We start from the raw sequence: 18308 nt of genomic DNA on the forward strand, positions 1-18308 counted from the left end.
TGATGGGCCTTTGCGATCAAAGCACGTTCTCCCCAACGGCCAGAAACCGTCCCTTGTCGAGGCATTCCTGCCATTCTGCTTCCGGCTGGCTGTCCGCAACGATGCCGGAGCCCAGCCCGACGATGCCCGTCCGGGCGTCCTTCTCCAGCACGATGGTGCGGATGGCGACGTTGAACCGTGCGGTGCCGTCCGGTGCAATATGGCCAATGCTGCCCGTGTAGAGTCCGCGCCCGAACCGTTCGACTTCGCGGATGATCTCCATGGCGCGCAGCTTGGGCGCCCCGGTGATCGATCCGCAAGGGAAGAGGGCGCGCAGCACGTCCGCCGGCCCGAGTTGCGATTGCAGCCGGCCCACGACGACGGAGATCATCTGATGGACCGTGGGATAATGCTCGACATGGAAGAGAGCGGGCACCGCGACGCTGCCCGCCTGCGTCACGCGCGAGATGTCGTTGCGCAAAAGGTCAACGATCATCAGATTTTCGGCGCGCTGCTTGGGGTCGCTGGCGAGGTCACGCGCCGCGGCGGCATCGCGGGCTGGGTCGGCATCGCGCCGCGCGGTGCCTTTCATCGGCCGGGTCGTCACCATGCCATCGTCCAGCGTGAAGAAGCTCTCGGGCGAGAAAGACAGGACATGCCGGCCGTCATGGCGCAGCAAGGCGCCGTGGCCGGCGGCGGCGCGTGGCCGGATGGCGCGATAGGCGGCGAGGGGATCGCCATCGATGGCGACGCGCGCGGGGAAGGTCAGGTTCGCCTGATAGATGTCGCCGGCGCGGATATAGTCCAGCACCGTCCCGATGGCGCGGCCATAGTCCGCGCGCGAGATCATCGGCTCGATCGGGCCGATCGTGACGGGCGTCTCCGGCAACAGCGCATCCACGGCATCCGCCGCGATGAGCTGGGGCGCGTCGAACAAGCCGAACCAGAGCAAGGGCCCGGCATCGCCCTCGCGCGGCGCATAGCCGTTCAGCCGCGCCTCGAAGGCGTGGCCCGCCGCATAAGAGAGGTAGCCGGCGGCGTGGAGGCCGGTTTTGACGGCAGCGTCCACCCGCGCCAGCGCAGGCAACACATCGACCAGCCGATCGGCGCGGATGATCTCGACCGGGTCGCGGAATAGCATTGCGCTGCCCGATCCGTCTGCCCGCGCATCATCGAGCAGCACAAAGGGTGCGTCGGACGATATGGGCAGGGCGGGGCGAGTCATGGCGCCCTATTGGCAGCGTGATGGCATCAAGGCCAGCGTTTCAGCACCGTCAGACTCGGTGTAGAAGCTGGACAGGCGGCAGCGTCCAGGAGGTACGTCTCATGCAGGCTTTGATACATCTGGCTCTGGCGATGGGGAGCTTCGTCGGCACGCACCTTCTCCTGTCCCATCCCCTTCGTGCGCCTCTGGTGGCGCGGCTGGGCGAGCGGGGCTTTCTTGGCCTCTATACCCTCACCGCCTTTGCCACGCTGGGCTGGACGATCCTCGCTTTCCGGGCCGCGCCCGCAGCGCCGCTGCTGTGGATGGCGCCCATCGGCCTGTGGCACCTCGGCGGGCTAGTTATGGCGCTCGCCGGCGTCATGCTGGTCGGCTCGCTCATCGGCAATCCGGCGATGGTCGATCCCACCGGGCAGATGACCGCGCCCGAGCGCGCCCGGGGTGTCTATGCCGTGACGCGCCACCCGATGATGTGGAGCTTCATTCTCTGGGCGCTGGTTCACGCCACGCTCTGGCCATCCGGACGGACGCTGATCCTGAGTGGCGGCATCGCCCTGCTCGCCTGTGTGGGTGCGCTGGGGCAGGACCGGAAGAAGGCTCGGCTCCTGGGTGCGCCATGGCGCCAGTGGCAGGCGCGCACGAGCTTTGTGCCATTCGCCGCGCTCCTGTCCGGGAAGGCGGAGTGGCACGCGCTGTGGCCGGGCGTCGTTCCGGTGCTCGGCGGCGTCATCCTCTGGCTCGGTGCCACCTGGGCGCATCTCTTGCTGGGCGGACCGTTCGTGCCGCCTTGGCTGTGGATTGGATGACACAGTCTCTCCCAAAATCGACGCGCCACCCCGGTTTGGGCCGGCCGGCATCGTCAATGTCGTGGATTGTCAGCCGCTGTTCGGCGCATGGGCGAATCCGTGTCATCGGCTATCGCGGGAGCGGAAGGCGTATCATGTTCGGGTTTGGCAGGATCGCAGGCGCAATAGTGGCTATGCTCGCGGCGCTGGGCCTTGCGCTGTTGCTGCGTTCCGCGCCCGAGGCGGCGCGCTGGTCGCTGATGATCTGCGTGATGGGCTTTGTCGGCGCCACCATGCGCCTGCGCCGACTCGACGCCGGTTTCTGATCTGCGGCCGGGGTCAGCTGCCCCGGCGCCCGATCAGTCGAACAGCGAGCTGACCGAGCTTTCGTCCGCGATGCGGCGGATCGCTTCACCGAGCAGCGGCGCAATCGGCAGTTGCCGGATCTTGGTCGAGGCCGCGACGGAGGGCGTGGCGAGAATCGAGTCGGTGATGACCAGCTCGCGCAGGGCGGAGCCTTCCACCCGCGCGACTGCGCCACCCGAGAGCACGCCATGCGTCACATAAGCCACGACGTCGGTCGCGCCGGCATTCTTGAGCGCGGCGGCTGCGTTGCAGAGCGTGCCCGCCGAATCGACGATGTCGTCGATCAGGATGCAGAAGCGGCCCTTCACGTCGCCGATGATGTTCATCACTTCCGATTCGCCGGCGCGCTCGCGGCGCTTGTCGACGATGGCGAGCGGGGCATTGTCGAGCCGCTTGGCCAGCGCGCGAGCACGGACCACGCCGCCGACGTCCGGCGAGACGACCATCAGATTCTCATTCGGGAAACGGGCCTGAATGTCTGCGGACATCACGGGCGCGCCGAACAGATTGTCGGTCGGGATATCGAAGAAGCCCTGGATCTGTCCGGCATGGAGGTCGACCGAGAGGACGCGATTGGCGCCGGCGGTGGTGATGAGGTTCGCCACCAGCTTGGCCGAGATCGGCGTGCGCGGGCCGGGCTTGCGGTCCTGCCGGGCGTAGCCGAAATAAGGGACTACCGCCGTGATGCGCCGCGCCGAGGCGCGCTTGAGCGCATCGATCATGATCAGCAGTTCCATGAGATTGTCGTTGGCCGGATAGCTGGTCGACTGCACAACGAACACATCCTCGCCGCGCACATTCTCGTGAATCTCGACGAAGATTTCCTCGTCCGCAAAACGCCGCACGCTCGCATCGGTGAGCGGGAGCTCCACATAATCGGCAATCGCCTGGGCGAGCGGCATGTTGCCGTTGCCAGAGATGATCTTCATGTCGGGGTCCCCATGGCTGCGGTTGTCGCGGCCCCTCTAGCGAGCAGGTGCCCCGCTGAAAAGGCGCTTGTGACGGTTCGGGGACAAGGGGTTGCGGTCAATGGTGCGGCAAGGCCGCATATCCGGCTCGGCGACGCCCTTGCTCCCGCCCCCGCCCGCCCATAAAGCGGCGCTATGACAGCCTCTCTCCGGATCGCCATGGCCCAGCTCAATCAGAGCATGGGCGATATCACGGGTAATGCAGAGGCCATGCTGGCCTGCCGGGAAAAGGCGCGCGAGCAGGGCGCGGATCTGATCGTGTACCCCGAGTTGCAGCTCATCGGCTATCCGCCCGAGGATCTGGTGCTCAAGCCCGCGCTGGCCGCGCGCGCGGAGACGGCGCTGCACCAGCTCGCCGAGGCGACGTCGGATGGTGGCCCGGCGATGCTTGTCGGCACGGTCATCGCCAACAAAGGCCTGCTGTTCAATTGCGCGGCGCTGCTCGATGGCGGCAAGGTGGTCGCGATCCGCCAGAAGCGCGAGCTGCCCAATTACGGCACCTTTGACGAGAAGCGGCTGTTCGCGCCCGGGCCGCTGCCCGACCCGGTCGAGTTTCGGGGCGTGAAGCTGGGTCTGCCGATCTGCGAGGACATCTGGTTCCCCTTCGTCACCGGGCATCTGGCGGAAAAGGGCGCGGAGCTGCTCATCTCGATCAACGGCAGCCCCTATGAGGTGGCCAAGGACGATTTTCGCGTCCGGGGCGTGTGCATGGAGCGCGTCAACGAAACGGGCTTGCCGCTCCTGTATCTCAACCGGGTCGGCGGGCAGGACGAGCTGGTGTTCGACGGGGCTTCCTTCGTGCTGAATGCGGACGGCGATATCGCCCATATGCTGCCGGACTGGGAAGAAGCGCTGGTCATCACGCAGTGGGACCGGGGAGACGATGGCCGCTGGTTCTGCAAGCCGGGCGAGGTGCACGCGCTGGATGCGCACCCGGCGGATATCTATCACGCGATGGTCGTGGGGCTACGCGACTATGTGAACCGCAATCGCTTCCCCGGCGTGGTGCTCGGGCTTTCGGGCGGTATCGACAGCGCGCTTTCCGCAGCTGTGGCGGTGGATGCGCTGGGTGCGGATCGCGTCTGGTGCGTGATGATGCCGTCGCGCTTCACCGGCCAGGAAAGTCTGGACGATGCGGCGGAGTGCGCGCGTCTGCTCGGCTGCCGGCTCGATACCATCCCGATTTCCCCCGCCGTCGGCGCGTTCGAAGCCATGTTGGCGGAGGCGTTCACCGGGCGGACCGCGGATCTGACCGAGGAAAACATCCAGTCGCGCATTCGCGGCGTGACGCTGATGGCGCTCTCCAACAAGTTCGGCCACATGCTGCTCACCACCGGCAACAAGAGCGAGATGAGCGTGGGCTATGCCACCATTTATGGCGACATGGCGGGCGGCTATTCGGTGCTCAAGGATGCCTATAAGACGACCGTATTCGATCTCTCGCGGTGGCGCAATGCGGAGAAGCCGGCGCTTGGGCTAGGGCCGGACGGGCCGGTGATGCCGGAACGCGTCATCACCAAGCCGCCCACCGCCGAATTGCGCGAGGACCAGAAGGATTCGGACAGCCTGCCGCCTTATGAGGTGTTGGACCCCATTCTCTACGGCCTGGTCGAACAGGAAAAGTCGGTCGATCAGCTTGCCGCCATGGGTTTCGATCGTGCGACCGTCGCCCGCATCGAGCGGCTGCTGTACGTGGCCGAATATAAGCGCCGGCAGGCGCCTCCGGGGGTGAAGCTGGGCGGCCGCAATTTCGGTCGCGACCGGCGTTATCCCATCACCAATGCTTTCCGGACCGCCTGAACCATGACCGTCATTACCCGTTTCGCGCCGTCGCCGACCGGCCATCTGCATGTCGGCAACATCCGCGCGGCGCTCCACAACTGGCTGTGGGCGCGCAAGATGGGCGGGCAGTGCCTGCTTCGCATCGATGACACCGATACCGCGCGCAGCGAGGAGCGCTTTGTCGAGGGCATCCGGGCCGATCTCGCCTGGCTCGGCCTCGCCATGGACGGTGAGGTGCGCCAGTCCGCGCGGTTCGACCTCTATGAGGAGAAGTTTGCGGCGCTGCGGGCCGCCGGGCGGGTCTATCCCTGCTTTGAGTCGGCGCAGGAGCTGGACTTGCGGCGCAAGATCCTGCTCGGGCGCGGTCTGCCCCCGGTCTATGATCGCGCCGCGCTGGCGCTAAGCGCGGACGAGATTGCGGCGAAGCAGGCGGCCGGCGAGCAGCCGCACTGGCGGTTCAAGCTGGATCATGATGCGCCGATCGAATGGGTCGACCTGATCCGGGGCGACCAGCATTTCGACCCCAAACTGCTCTCCGACCCGGTGATTCGCCGGGCGGACGGGAGCTGGCTCTATATGCTGCCCTCGGTGATCGACGATATCGACATGGGCGTCACCCATGTGTTGCGTGGCGAGGATCATGTCTCCAACACGGCGACGCAGTTGCAGATGTTTGTAGCCCTCGGCGCATCGCTGCCGCAGTTTGCCCATATGGCCCTGCTCATCGGTGCGGAAGGCAAGCTCTCCAAGCGACTCGGCGCGGTCGGCGTCGGCGATCTGCGGGAAGCGGGGGTCGAGGCGATCACCATCAGCGCGCTGCTGGCCCGGCTCGGCACCAGCGACCCGGTGGAGCCGGTCATCGACATGGCCCCGCTGATCGAGCGCTTCGATTTCGCGCATTTCGGGCGAGCGCCCGCCCGCTTCTCGGATGAAGAGCTGCTCGGCCTCAACGCCAAGATCGTCCACATGCTGCCCTATGAGGCGGTCGCCGATCGCCTCCCGGCGCAAATCGACGCTGCCGCGTGGCCGGTCGTGCAACCCAATCTCGAGACGGTGGCGGGGGCAGCGGACTGGGTTGCGGTGCTCAGCGGCGAGATCGCGCGGCCCGATCTCGATGCCGAAGACCACGCGTTCCTCGCTCAGGCTGCCGAGGTTGCAGCGAATATCGACTTTGCCGCCGATCCCTGGCGGGCGCTGACGAGCGCGCTCAAGCAGAGCAGTGGGCGCAAGGGCAAGGCGCTGTTCCTGCCGTTGCGCCTCGCCCTGACCGGCGTGGATCACGGCCCGGACATGGCCGCGCTGCTACCGCTGATCGGGCGGGATTGCGCGCTCGCCCGGCTGCGTGCTGCCGCCACCAGCTGAGCGATACTCGGCGCCGGTAACGCCCACCGGCGGCCGACCCATACGCACTCTGACACCCTATAAAAACCGCTTCGCCTGACCTCTATTTAGTCATAGTATAACATCACAAATAAAATCAGGAGAGGTGTCATGTCCCTTGTGTCGTCTCAATCATCCTATGCCCCCCAGAGCGGCTATGCGGCCCGGCGGTCACCGGGCGCGCTGGCAGCGGCCATTGCCTTTAATGGCGGGCTCATCGGGCTGTTGATCGCCTTGCCGGCCACACATTATTTGAGGCCCGCACCGACCCCTCCCATTGATGTGCGGTTCGTGCCGACCGCTCCGTTGCCGCCGCCCGTCACACCGGAGCCGGAGGCGAAAGTGGAGACTCAGCCGGCTCGCCCGCTCGATACGCCACGCGACCCGGTGAGGGTCGATCCGCAAATCAACCTCGGCACCATGACCGATTTGACGACGAAGCCCTACCCGCCTTTGCCTGACCCGGATGCCGGCAAGACCATCGTCACGCCGCCCGCTGCGCCAGTCATCGTGCCCGCTCAGCCCGATGCGCGGTTTGCTGACCGGTTTCGCCCGCCTTATCCCCCCGCCATGCAGCGCGAAGGGCGCGAGGGCAGCGTCACGGTGCGGGTCAGCATCGACGAGCGTGGACGGGTGACCGCGGTCGAGCAGGTCCGCGCGAGCGATCCGGCCTTCTTCGAGGCGGCCCAGCGCCACGCGCTGCGGGCTTGGCGTTTCCGCCCGGCCACGCGGGATGGCGTGCCGGTCGCGTCCGAGCAGGTGCTCACCTTGCGCTTCGAACTGGAGCGTTAAGCGGGGCGTCACGATGACGCGCTGCTTTTCAAGGCCATGGTGCCTCCCTATGTAGGCGCCATGGCCATTTTTCCCCGCCCGGTTTCTCCACGGAGTGCTGCGTCCGATCTGCGCGAGATGTTCGCGCCCGATCGCCCGCACCGCTGGAGCATTCTTGCGCTCTCGGTGACGCTGACTGGCGTTCTGCTCTGGGGGTTCGCGATCGACTCGCGCAAGCCGGAGCAGGAACGGCAGATCATCTACATCGAGAATTGGGAGGCCAACCGGCCGGACAGTGCGATCATCCAGCGCCAGATTGAGGATTTCGCGCGGTATCGGGTGGCGCTTGAGAGCAAGCAGGGCGAGTTTCAGCGCCTCGCCGATAGTCTCGGTATCGACTGGCGCGAAGATGCCGCGCGCACCAAGCGCGAGCGCGAAGAACTGTTCGATGCGAAGGAAAAGGAGTTGCAGCAGAAGCTTGCTGCGGCTCTGGCCAAGGAAGGCGGCGTAGCGGGCAATACCGCGACGGCAACGCCCTGACTCTTCCGGGCGACAGCGCCTGGCTGATGGCAGCCATCGCCTTGTCCCACCGCTCGCGCGGTCGCACCGCGCCCAATCCCAATGTCGGATGCATAATGCTCGATGCCGCAGGCCGCGTCGTCGGGCGGGGCTGGACTCAGCCTGGCGGCCGCCCTCATGCCGAGGCGATGGCGCTGGCCATGGCGGGCGCATCGGCGCGGGGCGGCACGGCCTATGTCAGCCTGGAGCCCTGCGCGCACCAATCCGCGCGCGGCCCCTGCTGTTCCAATCTGCTGGTGGAGGCAGGCGTGCGCCGCGTCGTCGTGGCGGCAGGCGATCCCGATCCACGGACCAACGGTCGCGGCATCGCGCGCTTGCGGGACGCGGGGCTGATCGTCGATACTCTGCCAGAACTAGCGCCCGGAGCGCGCGAAGCGATGGCTGGCTTCTTCACGCGCCAGCGGGCGGGGCGACCTCACGTCACGCTCAAGCTCGCCACTTCGCTCGATGGCTGCATTGCGCTGGAAGACGGGACGAGCCAGTGGATTACCGGTCCGGCGGCGCGGGCGCATACCCATCTGGAGCGGGCACGACACGAGCTGATCCTGGTTGGGCGCGGCACGCTCACGCAGGATCAGCCCCGGCTGGACGTGCGCCTGCCCGGGCTGGAGTCGCGTTCGCCCGTCCGGGTGCTCCTAAGTCACAGCGGTGCGGCGCCGGATGGTTGGCTTGCGATCCAGACTCCGGCTCAAATCGCGGGCCTTCCCGGCGATCATCTGATGGTCGAGGGCGGCGCGCAAACGGCTGGCGCCTTTCTCGCGGCGGACCTGGTGGATCGCCTTTTGCTCTACCGCGCGCCGATCCTCATCGGGTGCGGTAAGGCAGCACTGGGCGATATCGGCCTCGATCATCTGGCCGAGGCGCATGGTCGCTGGCGTCTGGTTGACGCGCGCAATTTCGCGCCGGACCGGCTGGAGGTTTACGAACGCGTGCGGCCCGCATAGAGCAGCAGGCATGTTTACCGGCATCATCACCGACATCGGCACCATCCAGAGCGCGCAGCAGCGCGGCGATCTGCGTCTGGTCATCGGCTGCCATTACGACATGGAGGGCGTGGATATCGGCGCTTCCATCGCCTGTTCCGGCGTGTGCCTCACCGTGGTGGACAAGGGCGCCGACTGGTTCGCGGTCGATCTGTCTGCCGAGACCGTCTCGCGCACCGCGCAGGGCGCCTGGGCAGAAGGGCGGTTGCTCAATCTGGAGCGCGCGCTCAAGCTCGGGGATGAGCTGGGCGGGCACATCGTCACGGGTCATGTCGATGGCATCGGCGAAGTCGCCGGCATCACAGCCGAAGGTGATTCGCACCGGGTCACCGTGCGGCTTCCGGCCGATCTTGCCCCCTATGTCGCGGCCAAGGGGTCGATCACGGTCGATGGCGTGTCGCTGACCGTGAATGCGGTGGAAGACGGCCCGGAGGGCTCGACTTTCGGCCTCAACATCATCCCGCACACCTGGTCGGTGACAACCTTCGGCCAGCTCGCGCCGGGCCAGCCAGTGAATCTGGAAATCGACGTGCTGGCCCGTTATCTCGCGCGCATGAAGGATCATCAGGCCCGCAGCTAAGGCGAAGCTGCAGGAAGCATTGGCAATCACATTACAATGTGATATTTGCCCATCATGAGCAGCGAATTGATTGAAAACGTCCGTAAGCTGGTGCGCGATGGCATTCTGTCCCGCTCAGGTCTCGCCCGTGCCGCCGGGCTCCACGCCAACAGCCTGCGCCGGTTGGATGAAGCCGACTGGAATCCCACCGCCGACACGCTGGGCAAGCTGGAAAGCTATCTGCTCGCCCGCGCGCACGGGACGGCCTTGGCTAGCGCCGAGGAGATCATCAACGAGGCGCGCAATGGCCGGATGTTCATTCTGGTCGACGACGAAGATCGCGAGAATGAGGGCGATCTTGTCATCCCCGCGCAGATGGCGACCCCGGATGCGATCAACTTCATGGCCACGCACGGCCGCGGCCTCATTTGTCTGGCGCTGACCCGTCAGCGCGTCGAAACGCTGGGCCTCAACCTGATGAGCGCCAGCAACGGCACCCGGCATGAGACGGCTTTCACGGTATCGATCGAGGCCCGCGAGGGCGTGACCACCGGGATCTCCGCAGCCGATCGTGCACGGACCGTCGCGGTCGCCATCGATGCCTCCAAGGGTCGCGAGTCTATCGTGACGCCGGGCCATGTCTTCCCGCTGATCGCACGCGATGGCGGGGTGCTCGTGCGCACCGGCCATACTGAGGCGGCGGTGGACGTCGCGCGGCTGGCGGGTCTCAATCCCTCCGGCGTGATCTGCGAGATTATGAAGGACGACGGGACCATGGCCCGCCTCGATGATCTCATTCCCTTCGCGCAGAAGCATCGCCTCAAGATCGGCACCATTCGCGATCTCATCGCCTATCGCCGCCGCAACGATCATATGCTGGAGCGGCGCGCAGAAGCCACGTTCACCAGCCGCTGGGGCGGCGAGTGGCGCGCGGTGACCTTCTTCAATCGCGCGACCGAGTCCGAACAGGTCGCGCTCATCAAGGGGCATGTCACGCCCGAGCAGCCGACGCTCGTGCGCATGCATCAGGTGTCCGTCTTCACCGATATTTTCGGGGAAGAAGGGCCGCGCGCCAGCCTGCTCTCCCGCGCGATGGAAATGATCGCCGAGGCAGGGGCCGGCGTCATCGTCGTCATCAATCGCCCGAGCGAAGACCGGTTCAGCCGGCAGATGAAGATCCGTACCGGTGAGGCGAGCCCTGCCGGCATGGACGAGCTGCGCGATTATGGCGTCGGCGCGCAGATCCTGGCCGATCTCGGCGTGCATGACATGATCCTGCTCACCAACAGCCACCACAATCTGATCGCTCTGGATGGCTATGATCTGGCGGTTGTCGAGGAGCGGGCGATCACGGGCGTCTGACCATGGCGGGCGGAAGCGCTGCGGCAGTTCTGACCGGCCTTCTGCTGGCTTTGTTCTCGGCGCTCGCCTCGGCGGCGGCGCACGCGCTGCTCAAATCGGGCGAGAACAAGCTGGCGGTGCTGGCCTGGATTCGCTGCGTCGAATTCGTGCTCGCCCTGCCATTCGTGCTGTGGATCGGCCTGCCACCGGCGGTGCTCTGGCCCTGGCTGCTTGCTGCCGTCGTGGTTCATGCCATCTACCAGCTCGTCCTTTCCTGGTCCTATTCGGTCAGCGATTTCAATGCGGCCTATCCTATCGCTCGCGGCTTCGTGCCGGTGTTCACCGCCTTGCTCGGCATGGCACTGCTGGGGGACCGGCTGGACGGTTTTGTCCTGACTGGGATCGCGGTCGTGAGCGCCGGCATATTGGTGCTGGCGAGCGGCCGCTCCATTTCGCCAGCCGGCTTTGCCGCCGCCGCCATCGCCGGGCTGCTCACCACCTGTTACACGCTGGTCGATGCCAAGGGCGTGCGCGCCGCGCCGGATTCGCTGACTTTCATCGCCTGGTTCTTCCTGCTCGGCTCATTCCCCATGCCGGCGGCTCTGGCAGTGCGCCACGGTCGCAACGCCTTGTCCCTCATGATCCGCGACCGGGTCGCCGGGCTTCGGGCGGGGGTGATGGCCGTGGTTGCGTTTGCCCCGGCGCTGTTCGCGCTTGGTCTGGCGCCAGTCGGCGCGGTGGCGGCGGTGCGCGAATCGAGCATCGTCTTCGGGCTTGTGCTTGGCGCGTGGATGCTCAAGGAGAAGCTCGGCTGGCGCCGCCTGACGGGCGGTCTGCTGGTGATGGCGGGCACGCTCGCGGTGATTGCCGGCACGGCGTTCAAATAAGCTCACGAACATATGTCTTGAAAGGAACCGACATGGCCAAGTTTCTGATCGTCGAAGCACGCTTCTATGACCACCTCAATGATATGCTCATCGCCGGCGCGCGGGCGGCGCTGGAGGCGGCGGGGCATCTGGTCGACGTACTCACCGTGCCCGGCGCGCTGGAGATTCCGGCTGCCGTGTCGCTGGCCGCGGAGAGCGGGCGCTATGAGGGCTTCGTCGCCATCGGCGTCGTGATCCGTGGCGAAACCTATCATTTCGAGATTGTCTCCAACGAGAGCGCGCGTGGACTGATGGCGCTCACCATGGATGGCATCCCGATCGGCAATGGCATTCTGACCGTGGAAAACGAGGCGCAGGCGCTCGAACGTGCCGATCCGGCCCGCAAGAACAAGGGTGGCGAGGCCGCCGTTGCTGCGATCCGCATGCTGGAGATCGCCGAAGAGTATCGCTGAGACGGTCATGGCGATGGCGGCAGCGATTTCCTCGCGCGTGAAAATGCCGTAGAGCAGAGGCATGACCCTCGCGCCCTCCACCGCCGCGCCGCAGACCGCCGGTCTGCTGGCTGATGAGACCCTGGACGACCTGCGACTGCGGCTCGCGCCGTTGATCGCGGCCAATGCCGCCTTCGATGGCTGGTCCGACGCGGCGCTCGCGGTCGCAGCCGACACCGCTGGTGTGGATCGGGACGTGGCGGCGCTGGCTTTCTCCGGCGGCGCTCTGACCATGATCGATGCGTGGTTCGCCAGCGTCGATCAGGCCATGCTCGATGCCCTGCCGGCAGACCGTCTGGCCGCGATGAAAATTCGCGAGCGGATTACGGCACTGGTCGAGGCCCGGCTTGCGGTGCTGGCGCCCAATCGCGAGGCGTTGCGCCGCGCTCAGGCCGTGCTGGCGATGCCGCTCAACCTGCCGCGGGCGACCCGGCTGGGATGGCGCGCCGCCGATGCGATGTGGCGCGCCGCCGGGGACCGCGCGGTAGATTATAATCATTATTCCAAGCGCACCACGCTGGCAGGGGTCTATGCCGCGACCCTGCTCGTCTTCGTCAATGACGAGAGCACGGATTATGTCGACACCCGTGCCTTTCTGGCGCGGCGGATCGAAGGGATCATGCGGTTCGAGAAGGCCAAGGGCCGGCTGACTGGGCAGACCGACCAGCATTTCAGCATGGCGCGCTTCCTGGGCAGGCTGCGCTACCGGGGGCGCTAAACATCTGGCGTCCTGCCGATAAGCCACGGCCGCGCCAGCATCGCCTTGCTTCTATCGGGCGATATTGATAGTCGTTCGCAAAACCACCAGAGATCGATATTGCGTTGCGCCTGACCTCCCTAGAACCCAATCGCCCCGCCTATGTCGACAGTGTCGACTGGAACGCCATATCCGAGATGGACGGTCGCCGCTTGCGTGAGCTCGGCCTGCATGAGGGCGCCAGCGTCGAACTGCTCCATCGCGCCGGATTCACAGGTCGCGGGGCTCATGCCTGCCGCATCGGGCGCATGATCGTCGCCATGCGGGCGGCGCATGCCGATGCCATCCACGTCCGTACTGCGGCTGATGCGGGTGAGGCAGCGGCGTGATGGATGATCGCTTCACCATCGCGCTGGTCGGCAATCCCAATGCCGGCAAGAGCGCGCTCTTCAATGCGCTGACCGGCGCGCACCAGAAGGTCGGCAATTATCCGGGCGTCACCGTTGAGCGCAAGCTCGGAAGGCTGGTGCTGCCGGATGGGCGGACAGCCGATCTCGTCGATCTTCCCGGCACCTATAGTCTCGATGCGAAGAGCCCGGACGAGCAGGTGACCCGCAACGTCGTGTTCGGCCATCAGGAAGGCGAACGGCGGCCGGACCTCCTCGTCATCGTCGTCGATGCCGCCAATCTCGACAATCACCTGCGCTTCGCGCTGGAATTGATCGCGCTCGGCTCGCCCTGCGTTCTGGCGCTGAACATGGTCGATCTGGCGACCCGCGACGGGCTCGAACTGGATGCGACGCAGCTTGCGACCGACCTCGGCGTACCGGTCATCCCGACCGTCGCCGTGCGCCGGCGCGGGCTGGATGATCTGAAGGCGGCCATGGTGGCGGCAGTGCCGGCCCATGCCCCCGCGCCCGCCGTCCTCGCAACGCACGCAGCGCGGGACGCCGATGATCTGCGTCGCGAAGCGCGCCGAATCGCCCAGCGTGCCATCGTCGCCGAAACGCCGACCCGCCGGATCACGGCACAGATCGACCGGATCGTGCTCCACCCGCTCCTGGGTCCGCTCATCCTGCTGGCGCTGCTGTTCGTTATCTTCCAGGCCGTATTCGCCTGGTCCGAGGCGCCGATCGCAATGATCGAGGAAGCGTTCGCCTCTCTGCAGGCAGCGATGGAAGCGATCCTGCCCGAAGGTTTCGTGCGCGATCTCATCGTGCAGGGCGTCATCAACGGCGTGGGGTCAGTGGTGGTCTTCCTGCCGCAGATCCTCATTCTCTTCTTCTTCATCCTGATGCTGGAGGCGACGGGCTACATGACCCGCGCCGCCTTCCTGATGGATGGTCTGATGGCGCGGGTCGGCCTGTCCGGTCGCGCGTTCATTCCGCTGCTCTCCAGCTTTGCCTGCGCCATTCCCGGCATCATGGCCACACGGACCATCTCGGACCCCAAGGATCGCCTCACGACCATCCTCATTGCGCCGCTGATGACCTGCTCGGCGCGCCTGCCGGTCTATACGCTGATCATCGCCGCCTTCATTCCCTCGACCACGGTCTGGGGCGGGGTTGGCCTGCAGGGTCTGGTGCTGTTTGCGCTTTATGTCTCCGGCATCATCGGCGCGGTCATCGTCGCGATGCTGCTGCGTATGGGTGTCATCAAGGGGCCCGGCGGCAGCTTCCTGATGGAGTTGCCGAAATATCAGATGCCGATGCTGCGCGACGTCATCATCGGCCTGTGGCAGCGTGCGTGGATCTTCCTGCGCCGCGCCGGCACGATCATCTTCGGCACCACCATTGTCCTGTGGCTGCTGCTCTCCTTCCCCAAGCCGCCGGCGGGCAGTTCGGCCAGCCTGGTCGAGTATAGCGCGGCGGGGCGCATCGCGAGCGTGATCGAGCCGGTGCTGCGGCCGGTGGGGTTCAACCATGAAATCGCACTGGCGCTGATCCCGGCCATGGCAGCGCGTGAGGTCGCCGTGTCGGCGCTCGCGACGGCCAACGCCATCGAAGCGAGCGAGGATGAGGACGAGACCGCCCGCACACTTGGCGAACGCCTGCAGGGGCGCTGGTCGCTGCCGACGGCGCTGGCCTTCCTCGCCTGGTTCGTGTTCGCTCCGCAATGCCTGTCGACCATCGCGGTTGCCCGGCGGGAGACCAATGGCTGGCGCTGGCCGCTTTTCATGACGGCCTATCTGTTCGGGCTGGCCTGGCTGGCCGCGGGCGCGACCTATTGGACGGCGGTCGCCTTCGGCCTTTAATCGACGCGAGGCGGATGCAGAGCGGTATTGCGATCTGGACGAGACGCCGTTCAGCTTTATAAGCAGCCGTTCGATTTCCTATCCTCGTCGCGTTTTTCGGAGAGCTCCATGGCAGGCAGCGTCAACAAGGTCATTCTGGTCGGCAATCTCGGTGCCGATCCTGAAGTGAAGAGCTTCAGCAATGGCGGACGCATCTGCAATCTGCGCATCGCGACGTCGGAAAACTGGACCGATCGCGCCTCCGGTGAGCGCCGTGAGCGGACTGAATGGCACAGCGTCGTGATCCGCTCGGATGGCCTGATCGGCATTGCCGAAAAATATCTGCGCAAGGGCAAGAAGGTCTATCTCGAAGGCTCGCTGCAGACCCGCAAATGGCAGGACCAGAACGGGCAGGACCGCTATTCCACCGAGATCGTGCTCTCCGGCCCCGGCGCTGTGATGACGATGCTCGATGGCGGCCAGGGCGGCGGCGGTGGCGGCGGTCAGGGCGGTGGTGGCGGCAGCCGCAACGATAGCTGGGGCGGCGGTAATGACGACTTCGGCGGTGGTCGCTCCTCGTCTGGCGGCAGTGGCGCGCGCTCGAGCAGCAGCGCGTTCGACGACGGGCTGGACGACGACGAAATTCCGTTCTGACGGTCGCCCGGCGCACAAGGCGCGCGGGTTCCTTTCAGCGATAAAGCTAGCCGCCAGTCTGAATGGACGCGCGGAGCGCTTCTGTGCGTGGGTCTGTCCGCGCCTGCGGCGTAAGCAGTTGGCCGCCGAAGGGGCGGCCACGCCGCCGCCAATTATAGTGAGCATGTCCAAATCCCAGGGCGCGCAGTTAAATAGAGTTTAACTATAGTCTTCAGCGTAATCCCGCAGAGCAATTACGACGCGCGATTGGCGACGTTGCGATGCCATAAGACAATTCGCGTCGATTATCTTGGTGACTGCCCGGATTATTCCGGAATCTACGAAATTTTCACGCGAACGTGGGCCAGCGTGAAATTTCTATTAATCCTTCATCTTTGCAATCGGCTCTCATTAACCTTGACGGGCTCGATTAACTATGCCCATTAACAGACCGATGAGATCGCTTTGATCTCGAAAGGGCAAACCGTCGGTAACGGCGGGACGCAAAGCCTCCGGTCCTGAGCCTTCAGGATAGCGGGGTTGCCGAAAGGTCGAACATGATACCGCGTGATCTTCCGGGCTCCCCCAGGAGCCTTCGAAAGCCGCCATGCTCCGTAGCGGAGATATGCGGGTTTTCCTTTGAATATCTTGAAAACAGGCGCGTTTTCGCGCGCCAAATGTGGCGCGCGCGATGGCGAGGCTTGGCGTCTCTCACATTCTTGTCACCGCAGAATGAGCGGGCCGGCACGGTGAGGCGGCCCTGCGGCGCCCTGCGATCACGGGCTTTGCAGCAAGAGCAAGAGGCGGGTCGGGCTTCAGCCGGTCAGGGACTTGGCCGCCAGCCTGTCACGGTTACCGACCGCCGCGCGACAACCGCTCTCGTTAAAGATTTCAGAGCCGCCTGACGGCGCTCGCACACCGCGATGCAGGGGGCTGCATCGTGGCGCTCAATCACTTTCCGATGGGGAACAAGGGGATCGGAATGACCATGACGACTCGTAGCTTATTGCTGGCCGCCATCGCGCTGGCGGGCACATCCGCGCATGCGCAGCAGACTGTCGATCCCGGAAGGGTCGACGAGCGTCTGCGCGGGCAGCCGGCCATGCCCTCGGTCTCGCCGGTGGAACTCCCGCAGGCGCCCACATCGGAGGTTGCGCCGGAGAGCACGGCGCCGCTCCGCCTCTCCCTCATCCGGTTCGAGGGAGCGACCGCGGTGCCGCTCGACGTTCTGAACGCTCTGGCCCAACCCTATCTCAACCGCGACATCACCCTGGCTGACCTTTTCCGGCTCGCGGAAGCGGTGACGACGGAATATCGGCGCCGGGGTTTCGTGCTGTCCCGCGCGGTGGTCGCGCCGCAGCGTATCAAAAACGGCGTTGCGACGATCAACATCGTCGAGGGCTTCATCGGTGACGTGCGCGTCGAGGGCGATCCCGGCGGCTATCGCCCGCTCCTCGAAGGCTATTTCGCGCCGGTGCAGGCCGAGCGGCCGACATCGGGCGATGATCTCGCACGTGCGCTGCTGCTCGCGCGCGACCTCAAAGGCGCCAGCGTGCGTGCCGTGCTGACCCCGTCGAGCGACGAAGGTGCCGCCGATCTCTCTCTCCTCGTCGCGCGCCAACCGATCGAGGCCTTCGTCGCGGTGGATAATCGCGGATCGCGCTGGCTCGGGCCGGTGCAGCTCTTTGGGGGGCTGGTCTTCAACGATCTCGCGCAGCTGGGCGGACGCCTCGCCCTCACCGCCGTTGCCGCGCCGGATGAAAGCGGTGAACTGGCCTTCGTGTCTGGTGCCTATGATCAGCCGCTCGGCGGTTCCGGGCTGCGGATGAGCGGCTTTGCCAGCTTTGCGCGCACCAAGCCGGGCGACGAGCTGCGAGTGCTGGCCGTGAAGGGCAAAAGCTTCAGCTGGGGCCTTGCTCTTCAATACCCCATGTTGCGCAGCCGGCAGACCAACGTTCTCGGGCGGTTCTCCTGGCAATCGCGGGAGAGCAGTTCCCGCAATCGCCTGATCGATCCGGTTTTCGATGACCGCATTCGGACCGTCACGGCCGAATTGCTGGCTAATCATGCCGACCGGATGGGCGGCCAGACGACGCTGCGCGCCTCCGTGACGCAGGGGCTCAACGTTTTCGATGCGACAAGGCTGGGCGACCCCGCGAAATCACGGGGTACCGCATCGGCCATGTTCACCCGTCTCAATGGCGAAGTGACGCGGGTGCAGCCTCTCTATCGCGGATTGCATCTTCTGCTTGGCGCCACAGGTCAGTGGTCGACCGAAAGCCTGCTGGCCTCCGAGGAGTTCGGCTTGGGGGGCGCCCAATATGGCCGTGCCTATGATCCCTCCGAAATCACCGGCGACAAGGGCATGGCCGGCAAGGTGGAGCTTTTCTACACCATCGCCGCGCGCGGCATGGGGACGGTCGAACCCTATGTCTATTATGAAGGCGGCCGTGTCTGGCAGAACGATCTGCTGCCAGGCGAGCGCCCGCGCGCCGGATTGCGATCCTATGGCGCCGGCCTGCGGGCTGGCATTGCCGACCGTTTCAGCCTCTCGATGGAATACGCCAAGCCCGTCCGCCGCGCCGTCAGCGCAGAGGGCAACCGGGATGGCCGCATCTTCGTGTCCCTGAGCGCCGCTTACTGAGCCGGCGC

The 18308-nt window shown here is 65.7% G+C and carries 18 protein-coding genes and 1 riboswitch; of the genes, 16 read left to right on the forward strand and 2 right to left on the reverse strand.

Annotated elements, in window-relative coordinates:
* Window positions 1-16: 16 nt before the first annotated feature.
* The gene (locus tag M2331_RS15755) at window positions 17-1204 is read right to left on the reverse strand and encodes an aminodeoxychorismate synthase component I (protein ID WP_181561147.1); all 1188 of its coding nucleotides are present in this window, start codon (window positions 1202-1204) and stop codon (window positions 17-19) included.
* Window positions 1205-1305: 101 nt separating this feature from the next.
* Between M2331_RS15755 and M2331_RS15760 the strand changes: the two genes are divergently transcribed.
* Complete coding sequence (locus M2331_RS15760) at window positions 1306-2007, forward strand: NnrU family protein (protein ID WP_181561148.1); 702 nt, start codon at window positions 1306-1308, stop codon at window positions 2005-2007.
* A 173-nt stretch (window positions 2008-2180) separates the two neighbouring features.
* On the forward strand, window positions 2181-2312 hold the full coding sequence (locus M2331_RS15765; RefSeq protein WP_264592426.1) for a hypothetical protein: 132 nt from the start codon (window positions 2181-2183) through the stop codon (window positions 2310-2312).
* A 33-nt stretch (window positions 2313-2345) separates the two neighbouring features.
* On the opposite strand, the gene M2331_RS15770 is transcribed toward M2331_RS15765, so the two are convergent.
* Window positions 2346-3281: a ribose-phosphate pyrophosphokinase gene (locus tag M2331_RS15770; RefSeq protein ID WP_181561149.1), complete on the reverse strand. Its 936-nt coding sequence runs from the start codon at window positions 3279-3281 to the stop codon at window positions 2346-2348.
* Window positions 3282-3455: 174 nt separating this feature from the next.
* On the opposite strand from M2331_RS15770, the gene M2331_RS15775 reads away from it, so the two are divergent.
* The 14 genes from M2331_RS15775 (at window position 3456) to M2331_RS15840 (ending at window position 18300) form a co-directional block, all read left to right on the forward strand.
* The gene (locus tag M2331_RS15775; protein WP_181561150.1) at window positions 3456-5120 is read left to right on the forward strand and encodes an NAD+ synthase; all 1665 of its coding nucleotides are present in this window, start codon (window positions 3456-3458) and stop codon (window positions 5118-5120) included.
* 3 nt (window positions 5121-5123) lie between these two features.
* Window positions 5124-6464, forward strand: coding sequence for a glutamate--tRNA ligase (gene gltX, locus M2331_RS15780; RefSeq protein ID WP_181561151.1), 1341 nt, complete (start codon window positions 5124-5126; stop codon window positions 6462-6464).
* A gap of 129 nt (window positions 6465-6593) precedes the next feature.
* Window positions 6594-7274 (forward strand): energy transducer TonB, encoded by a 681-nt coding sequence (locus M2331_RS15785; protein ID WP_181561152.1) that lies wholly within the window; start codon window positions 6594-6596, stop codon window positions 7272-7274.
* Window positions 7275-7334: 60 nt separating this feature from the next.
* Window positions 7335-7793, forward strand: a complete 459-nt coding sequence (locus tag M2331_RS15790; protein WP_181561153.1) for an OmpH family outer membrane protein — start codon at window positions 7335-7337, stop codon at window positions 7791-7793.
* A 26-nt stretch (window positions 7794-7819) separates the two neighbouring features.
* Window positions 7820-8776, forward strand: a complete 957-nt coding sequence (gene ribD / locus M2331_RS15795) for a bifunctional diaminohydroxyphosphoribosylaminopyrimidine deaminase/5-amino-6-(5-phosphoribosylamino)uracil reductase RibD (RefSeq protein ID WP_181561154.1) — start codon at window positions 7820-7822, stop codon at window positions 8774-8776.
* A 10-nt stretch (window positions 8777-8786) separates the two neighbouring features.
* Window positions 8787-9395 carry a riboflavin synthase gene (locus M2331_RS15800; RefSeq protein WP_181561155.1) on the forward strand — a complete coding sequence of 203 codons (609 nt, stop codon included), beginning with the start codon at window positions 8787-8789 and terminating at the stop codon, window positions 9393-9395.
* Between the two features lie 54 nt (window positions 9396-9449).
* A complete protein-coding gene (ribB, locus tag M2331_RS15805; protein WP_181561156.1) occupies window positions 9450-10736 on the forward strand; it encodes a 3,4-dihydroxy-2-butanone-4-phosphate synthase in 1287 nt (428 codons plus the stop codon).
* Between the two features lie 2 nt (window positions 10737-10738).
* Entirely contained in the window at window positions 10739-11602 is an 864-nt protein-coding gene (locus M2331_RS15810) for a DMT family transporter (protein WP_181561157.1), read from the forward strand.
* A gap of 32 nt (window positions 11603-11634) precedes the next feature.
* Window positions 11635-12054, forward strand: coding sequence for a 6,7-dimethyl-8-ribityllumazine synthase (gene ribH / locus M2331_RS15815; protein WP_181561158.1), 420 nt, complete (start codon window positions 11635-11637; stop codon window positions 12052-12054).
* Between the two features lie 61 nt (window positions 12055-12115).
* Window positions 12116-12811 carry a COQ9 family protein gene (locus M2331_RS15820; RefSeq protein ID WP_181561159.1) on the forward strand — a complete coding sequence of 232 codons (696 nt, stop codon included), beginning with the start codon at window positions 12116-12118 and terminating at the stop codon, window positions 12809-12811.
* A gap of 104 nt (window positions 12812-12915) precedes the next feature.
* Window positions 12916-13179: a FeoA family protein gene (locus M2331_RS15825; protein WP_181561160.1), complete on the forward strand. Its 264-nt coding sequence runs from the start codon at window positions 12916-12918 to the stop codon at window positions 13177-13179.
* Window positions 13179-15044 carry a ferrous iron transporter B gene (gene feoB, locus M2331_RS15830; RefSeq protein ID WP_181561161.1) on the forward strand — a complete coding sequence of 622 codons (1866 nt, stop codon included), beginning with the start codon at window positions 13179-13181 and terminating at the stop codon, window positions 15042-15044. Before M2331_RS15825 ends, feoB begins: the two co-directional genes overlap by 1 nt.
* 108 nt (window positions 15045-15152) lie before the next feature.
* The gene (gene ssb, locus M2331_RS15835; protein ID WP_181561162.1) at window positions 15153-15677 is read left to right on the forward strand and encodes a single-stranded DNA-binding protein; all 525 of its coding nucleotides are present in this window, start codon (window positions 15153-15155) and stop codon (window positions 15675-15677) included.
* 447 nt (window positions 15678-16124) lie between these two features.
* Window positions 16125-16204, forward strand: a riboswitch (cyclic di-GMP riboswitch).
* 434 nt (window positions 16205-16638) lie between these two features.
* A complete protein-coding gene (locus tag M2331_RS15840) occupies window positions 16639-18300 on the forward strand; it encodes a ShlB/FhaC/HecB family hemolysin secretion/activation protein (protein WP_181561163.1) in 1662 nt (553 codons plus the stop codon).
* Window positions 18301-18308: the final 8 nt, after the last annotated feature.

Origin of the sequence: Sphingobium sp. B10D7B, from assembly GCF_025961955.1 — a bacterium.
GTDB lineage: Bacteria > Pseudomonadota > Alphaproteobacteria > Sphingomonadales > Sphingomonadaceae > Sphingobium.

Excerpts from the sequence above, each read along its gene's own strand:
- M2331_RS15755 (WP_181561147.1), bottom strand. The coding sequence starts at position 1,204 with ATGACTCGCCCCGCCCTGCCCATATCGTCCGACGCACCCTTTGTGCTG.
- M2331_RS15760 (WP_181561148.1), top strand. The coding sequence starts at position 1,306 with ATGCAGGCTTTGATACATCTGGCTCTGGCGATGGGGAGCTTCGTCGGC.
- M2331_RS15765 (WP_264592426.1), top strand. The coding sequence starts at position 2,181 with ATGCTCGCGGCGCTGGGCCTTGCGCTGTTGCTGCGTTCCGCGCCCGAG.
- M2331_RS15770 (WP_181561149.1), bottom strand. The coding sequence starts at position 3,281 with ATGAAGATCATCTCTGGCAACGGCAACATGCCGCTCGCCCAGGCGATT.
- M2331_RS15775 (WP_181561150.1), top strand. The coding sequence starts at position 3,456 with ATGACAGCCTCTCTCCGGATCGCCATGGCCCAGCTCAATCAGAGCATG.
- gltX (WP_181561151.1), top strand. The coding sequence starts at position 5,124 with ATGACCGTCATTACCCGTTTCGCGCCGTCGCCGACCGGCCATCTGCAT.
- M2331_RS15785 (WP_181561152.1), top strand. The coding sequence starts at position 6,594 with ATGTCCCTTGTGTCGTCTCAATCATCCTATGCCCCCCAGAGCGGCTAT.
- M2331_RS15790 (WP_181561153.1), top strand. The coding sequence starts at position 7,335 with ATGGCCATTTTTCCCCGCCCGGTTTCTCCACGGAGTGCTGCGTCCGAT.
- ribD (WP_181561154.1), top strand. The coding sequence starts at position 7,820 with ATGGCAGCCATCGCCTTGTCCCACCGCTCGCGCGGTCGCACCGCGCCC.
- M2331_RS15800 (WP_181561155.1), top strand. The coding sequence starts at position 8,787 with ATGTTTACCGGCATCATCACCGACATCGGCACCATCCAGAGCGCGCAG.
- ribB (WP_181561156.1), top strand. The coding sequence starts at position 9,450 with ATGAGCAGCGAATTGATTGAAAACGTCCGTAAGCTGGTGCGCGATGGC.
- M2331_RS15810 (WP_181561157.1), top strand. The coding sequence starts at position 10,739 with ATGGCGGGCGGAAGCGCTGCGGCAGTTCTGACCGGCCTTCTGCTGGCT.
- ribH (WP_181561158.1), top strand. The coding sequence starts at position 11,635 with ATGGCCAAGTTTCTGATCGTCGAAGCACGCTTCTATGACCACCTCAAT.
- M2331_RS15820 (WP_181561159.1), top strand. The coding sequence starts at position 12,116 with ATGACCCTCGCGCCCTCCACCGCCGCGCCGCAGACCGCCGGTCTGCTG.
- feoB (WP_181561161.1), top strand. The coding sequence starts at position 13,179 with ATGGATGATCGCTTCACCATCGCGCTGGTCGGCAATCCCAATGCCGGC.
- ssb (WP_181561162.1), top strand. The coding sequence starts at position 15,153 with ATGGCAGGCAGCGTCAACAAGGTCATTCTGGTCGGCAATCTCGGTGCC.
- M2331_RS15840 (WP_181561163.1), top strand. The coding sequence starts at position 16,639 with ATGACCATGACGACTCGTAGCTTATTGCTGGCCGCCATCGCGCTGGCG.